At 52.4% G+C, this 18,613-nt stretch carries 11 protein-coding genes; 3 read left to right on the forward strand and 8 right to left on the reverse strand.

The genetic code is table 11. From position 1 onward, the window contains the following. Positions 1–128 precede the first annotated feature (128 nt). Positions 129–608 carry a hypothetical protein gene (locus tag ND16A_RS0119475; protein WP_052073196.1) on the forward strand — a complete coding sequence of 160 codons (480 nt, stop codon included), beginning with the start codon at positions 129–131 and terminating at the stop codon, positions 606–608. A 105-nt stretch (positions 609–713) separates the two neighbouring features. On the opposite strand, the gene ND16A_RS05600 is transcribed toward ND16A_RS0119475, so the two are convergent. The 8 genes from ND16A_RS05600 to ND16A_RS20005 form a co-directional block, all read right to left on the reverse strand. Next, complete coding sequence (locus tag ND16A_RS05600; protein WP_033078383.1) at positions 714–1,385, reverse strand: response regulator transcription factor; 672 nt, start codon at positions 1,383–1,385, stop codon at positions 714–716. Then, complete coding sequence (locus ND16A_RS05595; RefSeq protein ID WP_081945623.1) at positions 1,382–2,809, reverse strand: sensor histidine kinase; 1,428 nt, start codon at positions 2,807–2,809, stop codon at positions 1,382–1,384. Before ND16A_RS05595 ends, ND16A_RS05600 begins: the two co-directional genes overlap by 4 nt. A gap of 77 nt (positions 2,810–2,886) precedes the next feature. Continuing rightward, positions 2,887–3,666 carry a hypothetical protein gene (locus ND16A_RS0119480; RefSeq protein ID WP_052073197.1) on the reverse strand — a complete coding sequence of 260 codons (780 nt, stop codon included), beginning with the start codon at positions 3,664–3,666 and terminating at the stop codon, positions 2,887–2,889. Positions 3,667–3,683: 17 nt separating this feature from the next. Beyond that, a complete protein-coding gene (locus ND16A_RS05590; protein WP_033078379.1) occupies positions 3,684–4,250 on the reverse strand; it encodes a hypothetical protein in 567 nt (188 codons plus the stop codon). An 11-nt stretch (positions 4,251–4,261) separates the two neighbouring features. Then, entirely contained in the window at positions 4,262–10,882 is a 6,621-nt protein-coding gene (locus ND16A_RS05585) for an Ig-like domain-containing protein (RefSeq protein WP_152593897.1), read from the reverse strand. Next, complete coding sequence (locus ND16A_RS05580; RefSeq protein WP_033078381.1) at positions 10,869–12,221, reverse strand: multicopper oxidase family protein; 1,353 nt, start codon at positions 12,219–12,221, stop codon at positions 10,869–10,871. The genes ND16A_RS05585 and ND16A_RS05580 overlap by 14 nt, the downstream gene beginning before the upstream one ends. A gap of 10 nt (positions 12,222–12,231) precedes the next feature. After that, positions 12,232–12,612 (reverse strand): hypothetical protein, encoded by a 381-nt coding sequence (locus tag ND16A_RS21525; protein WP_235282167.1) that lies wholly within the window; start codon positions 12,610–12,612, stop codon positions 12,232–12,234. A 56-nt stretch (positions 12,613–12,668) separates the two neighbouring features. Next, entirely contained in the window at positions 12,669–13,511 is an 843-nt protein-coding gene (locus ND16A_RS20005) for a multicopper oxidase domain-containing protein (protein ID WP_052073199.1), read from the reverse strand. A gap of 597 nt (positions 13,512–14,108) precedes the next feature. On the opposite strand from ND16A_RS20005, the gene ND16A_RS20345 reads away from it, so the two are divergent. Both ND16A_RS20345 and ND16A_RS05575 read left to right on the forward strand, forming a co-directional pair. Next, positions 14,109–17,315 (forward strand): Ig-like domain-containing protein, encoded by a 3,207-nt coding sequence (locus ND16A_RS20345; RefSeq protein ID WP_160173531.1) that lies wholly within the window; start codon positions 14,109–14,111, stop codon positions 17,313–17,315. A 26-nt stretch (positions 17,316–17,341) separates the two neighbouring features. Then, complete coding sequence (locus ND16A_RS05575) at positions 17,342–18,316, forward strand: carbon-nitrogen hydrolase family protein (RefSeq protein ID WP_200880848.1); 975 nt, start codon at positions 17,342–17,344, stop codon at positions 18,314–18,316. Positions 18,317–18,613 lie beyond the last annotated feature (297 nt).

Genomic DNA, 18,613 nt, shown 5'->3' on the forward strand with positions numbered 1-18,613 from the left:
GAAAATCCTGAGCATTACCTCCCTTGGAACTACCAACAAAATCAAGAGATAACTCAGTCATAGACTGGGTTAGCGCCATTCTAAATAACTCAACTTGCCATGTCACACTATCCCGCCGTAAGCTCACAATGTATCGACGTCTTAATCTGCTTGACCGGTTTAATATCGTGCAATTTCGCGTCGCTGCGGTTCGGGTGTTACGCATAGCTCTGGGATTACAGCTGATGCTGCTGGCCATTAACAATAAACTGCTGGAACCCGGGGCTATGTTGTTATTTTTGCAAGATTTTCCTTTCTATAACTTTATGCAGGGCTTAGGTTATCACTCATATACAGATCTGCACTTTGTCTTTGCTGGCGGCATTGTCGAATTAACCTTTGGCGCGATGTTGGTATTAGGCTGGGCGCCGAGATTTGTGACGCTGAGTTTGTTGGCAATATTTATTACTACCGCAGTGGTATCGGGTATCGCCGAAGTCATCGGTCACCTGCCTATTTTTGGGGTGTTATGGGTCTTGTTTGCGGCCGGCAGACATGCTGAAGGCAAGTTAGGCTGGTCGGCAGCGGCGCAAAAGTGGCAAACGAATACCAGCACCATAATCAGGTAATTATTTGGCCAACTAGGAAACTAGGTGGGAAGAAAACGTAAACGACACTTATTTTTGGATAAGCTGAAAGGCTATGTCAATATTGTATAGCCAAGATTGTTCGCGCTAATTCCAGATGTTAGGATCGATCAGACCTTTTTTTATCGCGTACTGCAACATTTTTACTGGGCTGTCGATGCCTATTTTGTGGCTAATACTGGCGCGATGTTTATGCACCGTTTTTAAACTGATACATAATATGTCAGCAATTTTAGCGGCTGAATAACCTTCAACAAGTAGAGAAAAAACCTGCTTTTCCCGGATAGATAACCGCTCATAACGATTCTTGGGTATGATCTGTTCAGGCTTGTGATCTTTCACATAAGAATGAATTACTTCTTCTTGGATTTGTGAGCTGAGATAGTATTTGTGGTGATAGGCGTCTTGAATTGCTTTTATCAACTCTTTACTCGACGCCCCTTTGACTACATAACCAAAAGCGCCCGCTTCCAGTGCCTTATGGATGTAGACATCATTATCGTAACGGGACAAAATCACAAACCTGGTTTTAGGAGAAACCGCTTGCCCTAATTTAAGCACTTCCAGGCCACTCATTCCGGGCATTGAGATATCCAACAAGATGACGTCGGGGTGATGCCTGCGCAATATTTCCAAGGTCTCTTCACCGTTGCTCGACTCAGCGACAACATCAATGTCATCCTGCTTATCGAACAGTGAGCAAAGACCTTCACGTAGAATGCTATGGTCATCCGCGATCACGATCTTGATGTTTGTCATAGTCTCGAAGCTTTTTGTTGTCGTGGGTACTGAAACGCAACTATAGTTCCATTTCCCGGACAAGAATCGATGTTAATAACGGCATTAATTGCTGCGGCTCTTTCGTGCATACCCAGTAGGCCTATTCCCCATGGCTCTTTCAGTTCATGCTTTATATTTTTCGGGTCAAAGCCCACGCCGTTATCTTTGACCGTTAAGGTGACATGCTCCGGAGCGTTGCTGAGTTCAACACAGATACTCGAGGCATTGGCGTGTTTTACTGCGTTGCTTATGGCTTCTTGACAAATTCGGTAGAATACAAGCTCTATCTTTAGGGGCAATTTTTCATAGGCAGGTTCGATAAGAACGATAAAATTTATACTATCTGTGTGTTCTTGGTACTCTTTGATCAGCGATTGTAAGGTCGCGCCTAAACCAAGGTCTTCAAGCATAACCGGGCTTAAATTGCCGCAGATACGGTGAATATTTTGACTCATTTTTTTAACGATTGAAAGCAATCGGTAACTATCCTCCTCAGGTTTTTCTTTGTTAACAGAAATATGATTTTGTTCTGTCTCTAAGCCAAGCTGAAATGCGGTTAACAGTTGACCAAATTCGTCATGCAAATCTCGCGCTAGCTGACTTTTTTCGGTTTCTGAATTTCGCATAAGCTGCCATGATAAATAACGAATGTTTTTTTCGCTTTGAATCAATTTCTCTTGCGATGTTTTGCGTAAATGGATGTCACTCATTGTGCCGATCATTCGCGCCGGCTCACCATTTTCATTTCTGGCAACTATCTTTCCTCTCGCTAGAATCCACTGCCAACGTCGCTTCTTAGACTTCACTCTGAACTCACATTCAAAAGACTTATCAACACTGTTTTTATGTCGCTTTAACATGTTTTCAACATTGTACTGATCAGCGGGATGAATTAATGTTTTCCATCGATTGCTTTTAAGTTGAATGTTATCTGGCTCCCAGCCAAGCAAGTTGCTGCATTGCGGGCTAAAATAAGAGTTTCCATTACTTATATTCCAGTCCCATAAACCATCATTGGCCGCACTTAATGCAAGGTTGAATCTTTCCTCACTGACGGCGAGTTGACCGATCATTTTCTTCTGTTGCTGTAGATGAGAGCTTAACGGTCGAAAATGAAATAAATATATAGTGGGCGACAGAATTATCAATAAAAGCGAGGCGTCAACAATGGCTTCAATTGCCATGGGTAATTGCGGTAACCAGGCAAGGATATACATCACAAATGTTTCGCTGGCAAAAACCGATACGGCCATTAACAATAACAGCCAATAAGGTGATAACATCAACCCAGGGTGAGGAGTGTCTAGCTGCGCTGTTTTATCTATCGACATAGGCATCTGGTTTTTCCGGATAAAGAGCTTTTCCTCAATGGATAACTGATCTGTATGTGTGTTGTCGTCCATGACCTACCTCATGAGTTGGTTAAAAAGCCTCAGCTTAGTTGCGCCTATTACGCATTATAGGAGCCATTACCAATTAATCAATTTTTCGCGTCAGCCAATACCGGCATCTCAAAGCGAGAGTGGTCAAGTAAAGGGTTGACGTTTACTCCGTCTACGGTAAGAAAGTGCCACTCGGTGTCACCATCAGTCCGCGTTTCCTGGCGGCGCGAGATGAGTAGCCCCTCTACCTCTTGCCAATCGAAGTAGATAGTCTCTACCCGCAACTCACGTCCAGCGAGTGTGCGCAGGGCCTCAAGCTTGACCTCAAGCGCGGTCTCTGCGTCGAGGTACAACCATCGCACGGCACCTTGCGGTAAAGTCACCTTCAGCTTGAAGGCGTCCCGTCCAGCAACTGCACTCCTCCCCTGCAGCTCCAGATCGATTCCCCGGTCGGCGTAGTCAAAGAGCAGACCGTAGGGGTCTGCCGAGTCCCCCGTCTCGCGCAATTCCTGCTCGGTCATGGGCTCAGGCGCCGTCCGCCCGCGGAACGGCATGATCTTCCAGCCGGTTTTATCATTGGCATCAGAGGATTGGACGGCAGTCTCGCCGTTGAAGATGTACTCAAGGCGCATTTTGCCGGGTCGCTTCTGCTCAACCACGTAAGGCACGATCATCCCTTGGCCCAAATCCATCTTGCCGGTGAGTCGCAGTGTCTCGACGGCCCGCCAAGCCTCAGCTCCACCACGAGCTTCAATGTTTCGAGCAACCAACTTGTTCACAAATCGTCCCTGTTTCATGGTGTCAGTATCGTAGACGAAGATGAAGACGAGCGCTACCAGCCCTAACAACACCACAATGGTACTAAGCTTTTTCAACATTATCTCTCCTGATGTCTTTATTTTACGGCAAGTCCCTCAACAAGGAATTTACCGATTTCAATGTCAACGTGCTCACCCCGTTGCACCAACTTGCCGGGATTGGCGAAAAACATCCAATAGGTGTTACCGGCGATGGGCGAGTTCGAGTTGCGCAGTGCACCTGTCTTAGCGGGTGTGGGCACGATGAGCTTTGCCCCGGTCTCAGTGTGCGTCAATACCGGTTTGCTCTGACGCTCAAACAGCGGCCTGGATTTCTCCGCATCCAACACTTTGTAGCGGAACTCAAGCATATAACCAGCGGCGGTTCGGCGCACATACATAACTTCGACACCCCATCGGCGCTTCATAAAGGTACGCTCGCGGGGGTGGCGGACCGGAGCAATCGCAACTTTCGGCTCCGGGGTGTCAACAGCGACGTTGGCTTTCTTTTCCTGCGCCTGAGTTGTGGCTACTAGCCCGAAGGCTACGACCAGAGCAAGGCCGCCCATAAGAAATCCCGTTCGCCGCCCTTTGCTCCATCGGCTATTACACCATCCGGTATTGCTCTGGCGAAAAGTGACAGTTTGACTAAGAGATAGATGCATCAGTGTACTCCTCATTCAGATGCCGCATCGTAATTCCAGGGTAGGCTCCCTAGCAGCTGGCTCTGCGTCAGCGGACCATAACGCACATCTATCCACGCCGCGCCGCCCTCGTCCAGTGCGGGCAGCGCCGACATTTCCCCAGGGCTATTCAAAAGGGTGCGACCACCGTTACAGTAAGGATTGCCAAACCCGGGGTCGGTGTCGGTGTTACTCGTGTGGTAGCCAGTCGTGTCGGTTAGGACTGAGGATGTTGGATTGAGTATAAAACCGTTGCCCAGGACTCCAAGATCTAAGTAGGAATTGTTGACCGCGCATTCCCCCACATAGCTCTGACTGAGGTTCGGAACGAGTCCGGCCACCGTGCCGTTTGCGTCATAATAGAACGAGCGATTCCTCCAGAGAATGTTGTTCGACAAGCGTTTCGGATTCGAGAATTCCCGGTGGTTATTGGTGTCGCTTTGGGCCGGGATCGCGGCGGTGAGTGCAGGACTGTGGGGTTCCGAGGAGATCCCTGCAGGCTGGTTAGCCGAAACATTTACGTTTCCGATAGTGAAAGCAGCTGAGACCGTTGCCGTGGAGTCGTTATGAGAAATCGTATTGTTGGTGATCAAGCTGAGTGCCGTATCCTGCAATGATACGCCGCCGCCTGACCAACCTGCTACGTTGTTGACAATAGTGTTGTTGTTGATGGTCACTCCATACCACTGTCCTGGGCGGGCCCTCCCTCTGCGGTTTATCGAATCGACGATATCACGACCGTTGACAAACTGAGTGCGGATCCCGCCACCGTGTCCTGCGCCGGCTTGGTTGCCCTGAATAATGTTAGTGTCTACGGTGACATTGCCTGAGCCGTGGCTGAGTCCATCACCCACGGGCGGCTCACCTGCAATGAACAGCCCGCCGCCTGATCTTGTCACCGCCTGAGCGAACGACTGGTTGAAGACGATCCGATTGTCCTTGATCAGGCCATTATCACTGAGTCCGAGGTGGCCAATACCACCGCCGTCGCCAGTGGTGAAGTTCCCGCAGACAAAGTTGCTGCTCAGCGTGTAGTCGTCGGTGCCAACGGCGATTGACAGTCCGCCGCCAGCGCCACCCAAGCCACCATTTTGAGTGATGTTGTTGTGGTGTATGTTCACGCCAGTGCTAAAACCGAACGGGCCATTACCAGTTAGCTCAAGGAATGGTCGGCCGATGCGGATGCCTCCGGCGAACAAGCCGCTATTGCCAAACACGTTATTGTTAGCGATTTCAATGCGGTGGGCATTGCCATTGACGAAGATGCCGCCACCAATCTCGGCCCCCGTGATCGAGAAGCCATCGATACGTGCCGGCGCACTTCCCCGAAGGAAACTGTTGGCCGGCGGTTGGCCACGGCCTGAATCGAAGACGCCTACGACCGTAATGGCCGCACCCTCCTCTGTGCCGAAGCCGCCAGCGCCTTGTTGCTGGGTCGGCAGGCCGTTAACCACTTGCGTACAACCAGCGCCGATGCCAAACAGGCAATCCATCTTCGCCCGCCACATCACCATCGCCTCTGCCTCGCCCTTCGCGGCATTGATGAAAGTGGAGCCTGCTCCAGAGCCCTGAAGGCGAACGGGTTTCCACATAATGACCAACTCGTTGTAGGTTCCAGGCGCCACCAGAATGAGCGCACCTGGGGTTGCCGCGTCGATCGCCTGCTGAATAGTCGGGTAGTCTGCAGGTACGCGCAGCGGTACCTCGTCTGAAACAGTAAAGGTTAATCCGGCGGCGTTTGTACTACCGTTGTCACCGCGGGTAACCACCAGTTCGCCAGCCACGGGAGTTTGAGCATCTATAGTGGCCCGGATCCTGTCGTTGGTCCAGCGATTAACCGTGAGCGGAACCCCGTCAACAGTCACTGTGCTATTAGCCGAGGCGGCGCCGAAGCCGAAGTCGCGCAAAATCATCTTGTGAGATGCCTGTCCAGTCGCGAGTGGCCCCTCGTAGGCCGGGTTCGGAATCAGCATACTTCCGGCGGATTTGATATCCACGGTGCGGGTCGTGCTCCTATCCGTAGGATCCCTTAGCAGAGCCCAGGGGCCTGAGTTACCAGAAGAACCGGCGGACGAGATCATCGGCGTCCCGTCGTCGAGCGCACAATCCGGCGCGTTGTACCCGGAGGCGAAGGCCGACACCGGCAACACCGGCGTATCGAGATACGTCGTCGTCCCCGGCATATACTGGAACGTATAGCAGAAGTTGCTGTACGCAGCGTTGTATTGGGGATCGAGAATAAGCTGACCGTCAGGACCAGGAATTGGGCCGGGATCATTCATGCAGGTAATGTGCATCGCTGGCGAGAAGCCGCTCGGCGAGGGCATGTTCGCGGTGAACGTCGAGGGCACAAGCCCGTTAAAACGGCCCCACTGGTCGGAGTAGACCCGCGAAATTTCATTGCCCTGGTAGTCGCGCACAGAAACTGGCACGAAAGGCGGTGCCCACTTCTCGCCAAACTGCGGCGAGTAAATGTTGAACTCTTGCGCCAAATCGTCGAGAATCATGCCTGCAACGTGACCTGCGACAGGAGCCCCGGTGAAGAGGAAGAAATCCGCAGCCGCCTGCCCCTGATCGGACAGGACAACTTCTTTGCGATCACAAAGCGGGCGCATTGCACCCGCGAAGGGTGCCTCAGCCGATTCCGATGGGAATAGACTCAGAAATTCTGGCACCTGCCGCAAAGCACCCACGCACGGCGGCTGGGCAAGCCCTGGCTCGGAGGCCATGGCCTCTGCGACCAGAGCGGGGTCAGGTGTAAGTTGGGATATCGCCGCACCGCCGGGCAACAAAATGGCCACCGGAGCGTTGGCGAAGACATCGCCAAAGCTGACGTTATTATCTTCTTCTTTCAGCAGATCATAGCCAGGCGGAGGCACCACCTCTACGACGTACTTGCCAGAAGGAATATCCATGAAGGCGTAGCCCCCATCAAAAACAGCTGGCCGAGCCTGATTGAAGTTACGAAGTCCGTCGTAACACTTGTCTTCAGGTCCACCGGTGATAACAGTATCGCTAGGGTCGAAGCCCGGGCAACCCGTCGGTAGACTGCTGTCCCAGCTGTCGGTCTCGACTTCCTCCATCAGGGCTAGCGCCGTCCCACCGCTACTGGTAGCAACCTCTCGGTAGAGGCGAACTTTGACTGACGGTATGCCTGGCTCCCAGGGCTCGCCAGCGGCGAGCCGGGGATCGTTCTCAGCACGGGTCGAGGCGTAGTAGACGATGCCCGAGATGCCGCCGTTCTCCCCAGGAAGATAAGGGGCCTTGCCCCAGTCGAAGATGCTGGTCTGGCCCAAGAAGCCTTGGAAACCTTGGGTGAGCACGGGGCCAGTTTCGGTGCGCGTGGTCGAAACGCCATCCGCCTGAATCTGCGGGTTAAGTAGCCCCGGATAGTCCCCAGTACTTACGTCGCCACCGCCATCGACTGTCACGGTCAGCCCGGTCGCCTTGAAGCGGGTAAAGTCGACCTCTAACACTTGCCAGTGGAAGAAGGGAAATGTCTGGTCAAAGGGCACAAAACCATCAATATCCGTTGGGAATGACTGATTGACGGTACCGTCACGCCAACGCAGGTTCACCGCCTGCTCCGCAACCGGTGCCTCGCCACTATCGCGGACACCGTTAGCATTGGCATCGAGATAAACGTTATGCTCAGTGCGAGTAAACCACTGAAATACGGGCACGTTACCGAGCGCCGCTCCTGAGCCGTTAACCGTCACCCCGCGGTAGGCGATAACTTGGTCGAGGTAGTTGTCCCAGACCACCAGTTGGTAATTGCCATCGGGCACATCGGTAATTTCAAAATTACCGTCAGCATCCGCCTGAACCGCCGCAATGTTGGGACCATTGCCACCGGCAGAGTTGAGGCCGACCCAGGCTCTCGTGTGAGCGAGGGCATCGTATGAACCACTATCCCAGAGTGTCTGTTTTGGTGGGCGCGACATGTGGAGATTGGTGATCTTGCCACTCACGGCGTTGCTGCCGCCAGCGGGAAGGATCAGGTTATCTGGATTGACGAAACCGACAAACACGTGCCATGTGTTCGGGCCGAACTCCTGAAAAAACGAGGCCTCGCCCGCCCTGACCCACGCATCGATGATTTTGGAGCCTTCAATGGTTGAGGTTTGCGTCCAGGTCTGATCGCCTCCTGGAGGCGCCGCGGCAATGATACCGTACTTGCCTGGGTAAAGGTTCTTAATAAGTGCTTCGCCAACGACGCCCGCGGCTACGTTAGACGGGGTGTTGGGACAAGTTAGGATGACCCCCACCGGTGGCGCACTGTCGAAGCAGTCGAGTGAGTTCCTCAACATATCGCCATTCGCGTCCTGCATCATGGTTCCGCCCGAGGCGCCGTAGCGCCCCCCAGCATCCTCCAGGGTTATTTGAAAACCGCCAAGGCCGAGTCCCTGTTCGCCACCGTCGACGGCACCGTTAGTCGGGCTGCTGTCCTCGAAAACGTAAACACTGATCTGTGCGTAAGGCAGCGGCTGGCTATTTACGGTGACTGTCACCGCCGTCGCACCGGGCAATATCTGAGCTCCGCCGACTGAATGGCCTGTGCCGCTGGCCGCATCAGTGGGCAGGATCGAGACGTAATAGTGCTTCAGCGGGTCGAGCGCGAGTTCAGCGAACGGAACAACCAAGTCCACGCCGCACTCAATCTCCGTGCCATTGCAACCCTGCGCTACGATCGGCATGTAACTCTTGTGGAAGTTCGTCCCCAGGGTATCTACTGGTGGTGGCGCGATGCTCGGGTCTGGCTGCCACATCGTGTCTTCTTCGACCAGCCAGCGGTAGTTCGTCACGGCTCCTCCCCCGGGCTCCTGCACGATCAGGGCAATGTTGGCGAGCGGGTTGATGTTCAGCGTCACCATCACCGGAGCACTCGATAACACACCATCCGAGGCGGTATACGAAAAGCTGGTACTAACACCACCTGTGTACTCAAATGAACCATCAGAATTCAGCGTAAGTCCAGCGGGAGCGGCTCCCGAGATCGCCGCCACTAGCCTGTCCCCATCCGGATCTGAATCGTTGCCGAGTATACCCGGCGCCGCGACGGTGATATGCGGCCCAATGGCGTTGACATAAGGACCATCGGCAGCGGCCAAGGGGCTGTCATTCTCGAAGGATACGTTAAGCGTGACCTGGGCGGAGTAGGTGTTCCCTCCAAGGCTGGCACTGTAATTGAAACCGTCGCGGCCGGTGAAATTGGCGTTCGGACTGTAGCGGAATTCGCCGGACGGGCGCATCCGGAGCACGCCATTGGACGGTTCCTTGACGACTGCAACCTCCGCACCCAGAAGATTGCTGTCGTTGTCAAGCACGCTGCTGCCTCTCATAACCGTATCTTCTAAGACGTCATAGTTGTCGTCAACGGCGTAAGTCGTCGCGGGCAGCGGTGCTGGAGTGCCGGTGCCAACTTGCAGATTTGCCAGCATCCCGCCATTCGGCAGGGCATCATTACTGAAGGTCGGCATGTGGTCAAAAAAAGCGAGCGTGATGTCCTCGTTTGGCATCTCAACCAGAACGTCGAGCGTCTTGCCCGCTGCCAGGAGTGCGGTACTCTGTTTCTTTATAAGACCAGGATAGGGGTTGCCATCCTCAGCAATCAAGCCCATATCCAAACCGACGATGGTCGGGGTATGAGAACGCAAACCAGCATTGAGATAGCGAAGCAACACACGATCACCAGGTTGTCCGGCCGGCAGCGGGTCAACCGAAACCTCACCATTGATCAGTAAGTAGGTTGGGCTGTAGTCCACCGTACTGGGGTAGCTGTTAGAGTCGCCTGCCGCTGCATCGACTGCGGCGTTTTGACGCGGGTCTATCTCGCTAAAAAGCAACACGGTTTCGGCATCAAAGCAACTATTGTGATGGTTGTAAGCAGAGGTCGTGCATGTGGAGGCCGGCACTACAGGGGCGACAACGAGCGCCCCATAAAGGCCCATCGGCACCTGAATTGAAGGGTGGGTGCCGCTCTGGTACAGGTAGGTACCGGTTTTTAAGGAAGACCAAGTGTAACTTCCCGTAGTGCCAGCCGAAGTTTCGTGGGTGAAAGACCGGACACGGCGTCTCCCACTCCCGTCAATACTCCATTGCGGGTTGCCCCCACCAGCCTGACCGGGGATGCCGATTGAGACTGGGGTGGACAATGTGTTATTGAGATGGATCGTAAGTGAGTCGCCGGTCGCCATATTAATCTGCGGCCCCGTTGCACTCATCTCACAGCCGTTGAAGCTATCATCCGCGCAGGATGCAAAGCCCCACATCGGAACCACAATCTCCCCTCCATCAACTGCTGGTAGTGTCTTGGTGAAGCTCTGAGCTTCAAGGTATACGTCGGCCGCGTTGGTGACGCTGACGGCCCCTACCAACCCCAAGGCCAGCACGACTACTCGGAACAACCGGGTCCAGTTCGCCGTGAGCTGCCTGTTGGCTGCATTTATCGATGTCGCAGTAAGCTGTGCTACTGTCTTTTGCCTTATCAGTCTCATGTAACGTTCCTCTGTCAGGAGGTGCAGGCGAACATAAACGTAAACGCGTTCACAAAATGCCTTTAAAAATATGAGTTTCATCGCTGCTCTCCTTTTCAGTAAATTATGGTATGTCAACCCATGGGGCTTCGATGATCAGCATGGTCATCATCCCGCCCGGGAAAATATCGTTGTTCACCATTTCCCTCTCGGTATGGGAGTGCCACATGTAGGCGAACCCCGCGTTGGGATTTAGCCCTCCTTCACCGGGCGGTAAGCTGCCCAGCACGCCGAGGTACGGGCTGCCGCCGTAGAAGCCACCGAATGCCAGAGTGCTCAAGTTAGGCAAAACCACCGGGATTTCTCTGTTGTGATCGGCACACCACTCGCGGTAATTGTCGTCGCTGGTATTATTGTGATAGCCGTCCGCATCAGGAATGCAGTCGTGAGCATTGAAGTCATTTGTGCCGTATATGTCCCAGCCCAGATCCTTGCCAGTCCACTCGAAGATAGCGTCAACCGTTCCACCAGGAACCGAGGGGATGGTGAACAGGTTCGGCCCGGCAAGTTGGTTAGGGTTTGTGGCACTAAGCAACAGCCGACCATCGCGGGCGAGGACTCGTGCATGGTTGCCATGGAAGTGGAAGGGGTGCATTTCACGACCCGCACCCGCCACTCGCATCAGTATTCGCTCCCCTGGATGCATACGTACCATGGCATTGTATGGCTGGCTCTTCAGTATTGAAGTGCCCGCCTCAGCCATAGTGTCGGGGGCCGCGCGGCCGTTAAGGAGCCAGTACTCCGATTGGTAGGTGCCAGTGCCGATCTCGATAGGACCGGAACCCGAGGATTGCTGCTCAGCCGCTTGGTGAATTTGAATATCCACTTCACTCAATAGGAAAAGGTACTCGCGGTCGAAACAGGTTGCTGAGTGAGCGTAAGCGGAAGCAATGCAGCCGTCGGCAGGCACTCGTGGCCTGACGATTAGCGCGCCGTAGAGGCCCATCTCCACTTGTAGATCTGGTCGCGTCCCGCTGTGGTACTGGTAAGTTCCTGGCTGGCCGGCTGTAAAAGTGTAGGCAACAGAACCACCGGACGTGGCCTCCTGAGCCAGCAGCCCCAGTTCACCGCCAGCTGTCATCGTGACCTGATGTCCTGAGAAAATGATTGAGACATTGCCTGCGGCTTTGGGCAAGCTGTTTTTGAGGGTCACGGTTACCGTAGCCCCCTCTGACACAATTAATGTCGGCCCGGGTAACTGCATCGTACCATCGGTGCTGTAGCCCCATGAGTAGACTGAGCCCCCATCGGCGATGGAAATGTAACCTTCACTCGCGGTGAGATTGAAAGTGGTTCCGGTTATACCGTCAATTGCTGCGCGTGCGCCCCCGGAAACTATCATCGCTGCAAGCACGGCTATGGTTAAAAGCAACCGTACTATCGTTGCACTGAATTTGTTTAGCTCAAATTTAGTCATTGCCGCTCTCCTAATTAATCCGTATTTCGGTCATCATGCCGCCGAAGTTCTCGCCATCGTTGGCCAGCCGGTCAAGGTTGGTTGTATAAAGGAAGTAAGTGCTGCCGGGTGGCAGCCCTGTGGTGTTGAGGATTACGTCTGCCGACTGGCCGCCACCTAGGGTAAGCGAGTTGGTCATGTAGTACATGTTGTTGTCATCCCCATCGCGGAGCAGCCGAGCATCTAGCCCTACCACTTCCATCGGCAAGCCATTGGTGCCCAGCGTGTAAAAATTAGTGACGCTCAAATTGGATATACGCAGCAGAATACGCTGCCCCGAGGTTGCGGTGATTAGGCTTGACACCGGCTGGGAAGGCTGTTCCATTCCAAGCGGGTCAATGGTATTGAGCACGTCTGGGTTGACGGTATCCGGGTAGCCGCGGCCGTTCAGTAGGAAGTATCGGTCTCTCATGCCTGCGAAAGGCAGTGGCTGTGTGTTGAGACTCGCATCGTGAAAATCAGGATCGAAGGAACCGATCTGGATCGGGTACTCAACGTCATAGCGGGTCGTGCCGTCGCCATCGTTGAAGGCGTACTTGTCACCGACCAGCGAGTTATCTGACGGACCTTCATCGGGATTGTTGTGGGTATGGCTCCCCAATATCGTACCGTTGGGGAGTTTATTCTGTCGAGGCCGCACGTAAAGGCTACCGAGCAGCCCATTTGCATATGCTCAGCGGCCTCGACATGGCAGTGATACATGTAGGTGCCTGCGTCCTTGGCGTAGTAATAGTAGGTCAGGCTGGCCATCATATTGACAGATATTGAGGCATCAGGCACGCCATCGAAGATTGCCGCTGCATTTGGAAAACCGTGCCAGTGGATGGTGTGGGGGTCGAAAAGATCGGGCCGCATCGCCATGCCGACATTGCTGAGGGTAAGGAAGAGCTCGTCATCCTCATCTACTGATATTGTCGGTGCGGGGGCATTGGCGGCTAGCATACCCTGCTCCACAACCCAGCCAGCGTACTCAGAGGTGTTGATGGGTGGCTCATTGGGATCCCCTTGCGGAAGTTCGGCGTAACTAAAGATGTACTGCTGTTTTCCGGCATCGTCGGCCATCGTTACCATACCGTCACCCGCCAGCAGGTGACGGCATTGGATGCCATTTCCTGATGGGTGCAGCTCAGTGGTTGTTGGGCACTGGACGTAGATATTGCTCTCCAGAGCGCTCCCTTGTGCGCTTACCGTAAGTACCACGAATTGCAGGAGAAGCATTGCTGCACTCAACCCTCTGCTCATAATTTTCATCGTTTCATTCCTCGCCTTAATATTGGTGAATTAGGCCATTCCATTTCAACGGTATGGTGAATTATTGAGTCCACCCACTGAGTAAATTTAGACTATCGAGGTAAAATTCAACATGGGTAAGTTGCGCAATCGTTGGTAGACATTATCTCCCTTGGAGAATTCTAGAGCGGTATGAGAGGTGCTATAGGTATGGTGCGCGTAATGCTGCTTAGGCGGGAAGAAAAATCAACAATAATGAAAGGTGTTCCGACCGTTAGTTACCCCAAACTCGTCCGGCGGTGCATCCTGCAAGTTTTTTAATTGCTGCGCTGAGAACGGTTCCATGCGATGGCTTTCGATGAACTAAAACCGTTCAAAATATTAGCAAGCCCCCCGGTATATCAATATCATGACTTATATTAAACCAATTAATCTTGATATTTTGCGGTCACATCCCTTAAACCTACTATACTAATGATGCATTTTCGTTATCCCTCTATGTGCTACATATTGGAGCGTGTAATGGCCTGGTGATGCAGATGAGTCGCCGACAACATATAAAGGGTCTGTAAAGATTTTTTATTTAAGCTGATGCCGATGGTGTCGGGAGTGTTTCTGATGAAAAGGCTAACTCTGTTAACTTTCGGGTTGTTCCTTGTTTTAGCAACCATACTATTCATGTTTAACACTGGTTTCTCGCAGAGTGCCACGGTTACAAATAACAATCTGCCAGAGGCACTTGCAGTAACGTCCAAACCTAATGAAATGATCATAGGATTTAAACCCGGCGTCACCGACCAGGATGTGCGAGTATTTTATGATCAATATTACCCACAATACGGGCTCATAGAAAAGGAAAACCTCAATAAAAACGGCACAGATCAGGGCCGACGATTAAGACTTGCCGAGTGTCCCGAAACTTATAGCAGTGAAATGATGGCCGTACTCAGGAGCGATTTCCGGGTTGAATATGCCGAGCCCAACTACCTTTACTCTACCCAGCTTATCCCTAACGACCCGTTTTTCCCTCAATTATGGGGCCTGCATAATACCGGTCAAACAGGAGGACAGACGGATGCTGATATTGATGTACCGGCAGCCTGGGATGTTAGCACCAGTAACTTACCGGTTTTGCTGGCGGTTATCGATACTGGGGTGGATTATACTCATGAAGATTTAGCCGCCAATATCTGGACCAATCCCGGTGAAATTGCCGGCGACGGGCTTGATAACGATAACAACGGCTATATCGATGATATTCATGGCATTAATGCCATCAGCGGCAGCGGAGATCCGTTTGATGACAATGGCCACGGCACCCATGTGGCAGGTACCATAGCGGCAATCCGAGGTAATGGCATCGGTGTGGCTGGAGTCGGTCAAAATATCAAAATCATTGCCTGTAAATTTCTGAGTAGCACCGGCGGTGGCACTTTAGCAGATGCTATCGAGTGTATCAGGTATGTCAATGATCTAAAGCATAGCCGTGGTCAAGATATTTTAATCAGCAATCATAGTTGGGGTGGTGGCGGTTTCTCGCAGGCGATTGTAGATGCGCTGGCCGGACTCGATTCGCCAGGTATGGCTTCGATTCTTCACGTTGCAGCCGCTGGTAATGCGAATAGTGACAACGAATTGATACCTTTTTTCCCTGCATCTTATGAGTTAAGCAATGTGCTGGCTGTTGCGGCGACCGATCATAATGATCTCTATGCCATTTTTAGTAATTTCGGCTCGGTTTCGGTTGATGTTGCCGCGCCTGGGGGGAACATATTGTCGACTGTCCCTACAGGGACGTGTCAGCATTGTGTGCTGACCGGTTATAAAGCGCTCAACGGCACTTCGATGGCCTCGCCCCACGTGGCAGGCACGGCCTCATTGGTGTGGGGAAACGAACCGACGCTAACTGCCGATGACATAAAACAGAGACTGCTTAGCACGGTTGAGCCATTGGCTGTCAGCACTAAGGGAACCTTAACTAACGGCCGGATCAATGCCATGCAGGCGCTCAATTCGGCAACGCCGCCTGATGTTACGCCACCCACGGTCAGTTTGACTAACCCGAACCAGAACGCAATCATTGCTGGCACGATTACGGTTTCAGCTACGGCTGTTGATGACGTGGCAGTGGCGGCAGTCGAATTTTTCATCGACGGGCTACTTGTTGGGCAATTGCTGAGTACCGCTCCGGCTTCGCTTTTTACAGGTTCATGGGATACGACGTCGGTGCTCAATGGCACACATAATCTGACGGCGCAAGCCGTGGATGCGGCAGGAAATGTCGGGACCTCACTAAGCGTAAGCATCACCGTGCAGAATACGGCTCCCCCGGTGTCGGATCCCATCGCCACTACGTTCTCAGACCGCCTACAAGGCAACGCGATTAATAACCACAACCTGACAATTGATGCTGCAGGCATAGTCGATGTAAATCTAAGCTGGGATGATGACCGGGCCGATCCACTGTTAACTGTCTTCGATCCGAACAACAACGTCGTCGCCATCCAGGGGGGACTGCAACCGATCCAGATCTCCTTTACGGCGACGATTGCGGGCGTGTACGTGTTTGAGATCCAAAACCAGAACAACATGAGGAAGGCGGATTACGTCCTGCAGATCACGCATACAGCAGGCTCGGCTCCCCCGCCCGACACCGACATCACCGCCCCGGACGTCAGTTTGTTAAGTCCAGCCGAAGGGAGTAAGGTGAGTGGCTCCATCACAAACTCGGCAACGGCCTCCGATAACGTCGGGGTTACTCAGGTGCAATTCTTCGTCGATGGTGTATTGCTGGGTACGGATACTACCGCTCCTTACAGTGCTTCGTGGAATACGACGAGCGTTACCGATGGGGCGCACACCCTCACGGCCCGAGCGTTCGATGCCGCCGGTAATACAGGGTTTGCTACGGCCGTCAACGTGACGGTGGACAACTCGCCGCCAGCGCTAAACATCACCAGTCCGGCTGATGGAGCGACGGTCAGTGCCGCGGTGACGATCACTGCGACTGGCTCCGATCCCTCTGGAGTCACACAAGTGCAGTTCTTCGTCGATGGTGTTTTGCTGAGCACGGATACGGTTGCTCCTTACAGTACTTCGTGGAATACAACGAGCGTTACCGATGGAGCGCACACCCTGACGGCCCGAGCGTCCGATAACGCCGGAAATACTGGAACTTCTACCAGCGTCAACGTGACGGTGGACAATTCGGGGCCAGCGGTAAACATCACCAGTCCGGCTGGTGGAGCGACGGTCAGTGCCGCAGTGACCATCACTGCGGCGGCATCCGATCCCTCTGGAGTCACGCAAGTGCAGTTCTTCGTCGATGGTGTTTTGCTGAGCACGGATACGGTTGTTCCTTACAGTGCTTCGTGGAATACGACGAGAGTTACCGATGGAGCGCACACCCTGACGGCGCAAGCGTCCGATACCGTTGGTAATACTGAAATTTCTACCAGCGTCAACGTGACGGTGGACAATTCGGTGCCGCAGCCAGAAGTGCTCAGTCTCTCGGTCAGCGGTGTTGCCGCGAGTATCAACCGGGGAGACGAATTCAGAGCAACGGAAACGGTGACAAACGCCGGAGGCACAACCGCTGCGGGTTTGACAGTGACGGTCACGTGGTCACCCTTACGCATACTCCAATTGGAGAACCCGCCGAATCAGACGCAGTCGATCGGCTCGGTGGCAGCTGGAGGCAGCTCGAACGTGTCGTGGTTAATCCAGGGAGACAAGCAAGGCTCGGGGACAATTACCTTCACGCTGAATGACAGCGACGGCGCAACGGTAGATGTCATCACGCAGTCGATTACAGTAAACAAGTAATCAGTCATGAATTGATAGCTCAAAGAATGATCAAGGATAATAAACAACAGATGAATGACAGCCTAAATATTGCTATTGCTCAAATTGCTCCAAAATGGCTAAACAAAAAATCGACAATAAAAAAGATTGAAGAGGCTATAGAGCAAGCCACAGTGCAAAACGCAGATTTAGTTTGTTTTGGCGAAACGCTGCTGCCAGGCTATCCATTTTGGCTGGAGCTAACTGATGGAGCAAGATTTAACAGCACATTACAAAAAGAGCTGTTTGCCCATTATCTGGCTGAAGCGGTAAGTATTGAGCGAGGGGATCTGAACAGCATTTGTGCATTAGCGAAAAAAAATGGCATCGCCGTGTACTTAGGTTGTGCCGAAAGAGCCGGTGATCGTGGTGGACATAGCATCTATTGTAGTTTGCTCTATATAAATAAAACCGGGATCATTAAGTCAATTCACCGAAAGCTGATGCCAACATACGAAGAACGTTTGGCCTGGAGCATTGGCGATGGCAATGGTCTAAAAGTGCATTCGCTTAATAATTTTACTGTGGGAGGATTAAACTGCTGGGAAAACTGGATGCCTCTCGCACGCACCGCTTTATATGCACAAGGGGAAAACTTACATGTTGCTGTATGGCCGGGCAATGTTAACAATACCGTTGATTTGACAAGACATATCGCCAAAGAAAATCGCATGTATGTGTTATCGGTATCCGGGTTGATGCGCCAAGAAGATATACATAACGATATTCCTCATCACCGATTAATAAAGCAAAACGCCAATGAGTTACTAGGCAATGGCGGCTCATGCATTGCTGCCCCTGACGGTAGTTGGGTTATTGAACCTATTGTAGGGAAAGAAGTTGTAGTTACCGCAACCATCAATCTAAACGAAGTAAGAAAAGAACGGCAGAATTTTGATCCTTGCGGCCACTACTCAAGACCAGATGTGTTTGAATTAAATGTGAATAGACAAAGACAAAAACTAGTTCACTTTAAGATATGAGTGGGCTACAAAACCTTTGGGTTTTTTCACTGGCTTTAAACGAAAAAAGCCCAATCTTTCGATTGGGCTTTTCTCTAAATATGGCGGTGAGATAGAGATTTGAACTCTTAAGATATGAGTGGGCTACAAACCCTAAGGGTTTATCACTGGCCTTAAACGAAAAAAGCCCAAATCTTTCGATTGGGCTTTTCTCTAAATATGGCGGTGAGATAGAGATTTGAACTCTTAAGATATGAGTGGGCTACAAACCCTAAGGGTTTATCACTGGCCTTAAACGAAAAAAGCCCAATCTTTCGA

Origin of the sequence: Thalassotalea sp. ND16A, from assembly GCF_000764205.1 — a bacterium.
In the GTDB taxonomy this organism is placed as follows: domain Bacteria; phylum Pseudomonadota; class Gammaproteobacteria; order Enterobacterales; family Alteromonadaceae; genus Thalassotalea_A.

Excerpts from the sequence above, each read along its gene's own strand:
- ND16A_RS0119475 (WP_052073196.1), top strand. The coding sequence starts at position 129 with ATGTATCGACGTCTTAATCTGCTTGACCGGTTTAATATCGTGCAATTT.
- ND16A_RS05600 (WP_033078383.1), bottom strand. The coding sequence starts at position 1,385 with ATGACAAACATCAAGATCGTGATCGCGGATGACCATAGCATTCTACGT.
- ND16A_RS05595 (WP_081945623.1), bottom strand. The coding sequence starts at position 2,809 with ATGGACGACAACACACATACAGATCAGTTATCCATTGAGGAAAAGCTC.
- ND16A_RS0119480 (WP_052073197.1), bottom strand. The coding sequence starts at position 3,666 with ATGTTGAAAAAGCTTAGTACCATTGTGGTGTTGTTAGGGCTGGTAGCG.
- ND16A_RS05590 (WP_033078379.1), bottom strand. The coding sequence starts at position 4,250 with ATGCATCTATCTCTTAGTCAAACTGTCACTTTTCGCCAGAGCAATACC.
- ND16A_RS05580 (WP_033078381.1), bottom strand. The coding sequence starts at position 12,221 with ATGACTAAATTTGAGCTAAACAAATTCAGTGCAACGATAGTACGGTTG.
- ND16A_RS20005 (WP_052073199.1), bottom strand. The coding sequence starts at position 13,511 with ATGAAAATTATGAGCAGAGGGTTGAGTGCAGCAATGCTTCTCCTGCAA.
- ND16A_RS20345 (WP_160173531.1), top strand. The coding sequence starts at position 14,109 with ATGAAAAGGCTAACTCTGTTAACTTTCGGGTTGTTCCTTGTTTTAGCA.
- ND16A_RS05575 (WP_200880848.1), top strand. The coding sequence starts at position 17,342 with ATGATCAAGGATAATAAACAACAGATGAATGACAGCCTAAATATTGCT.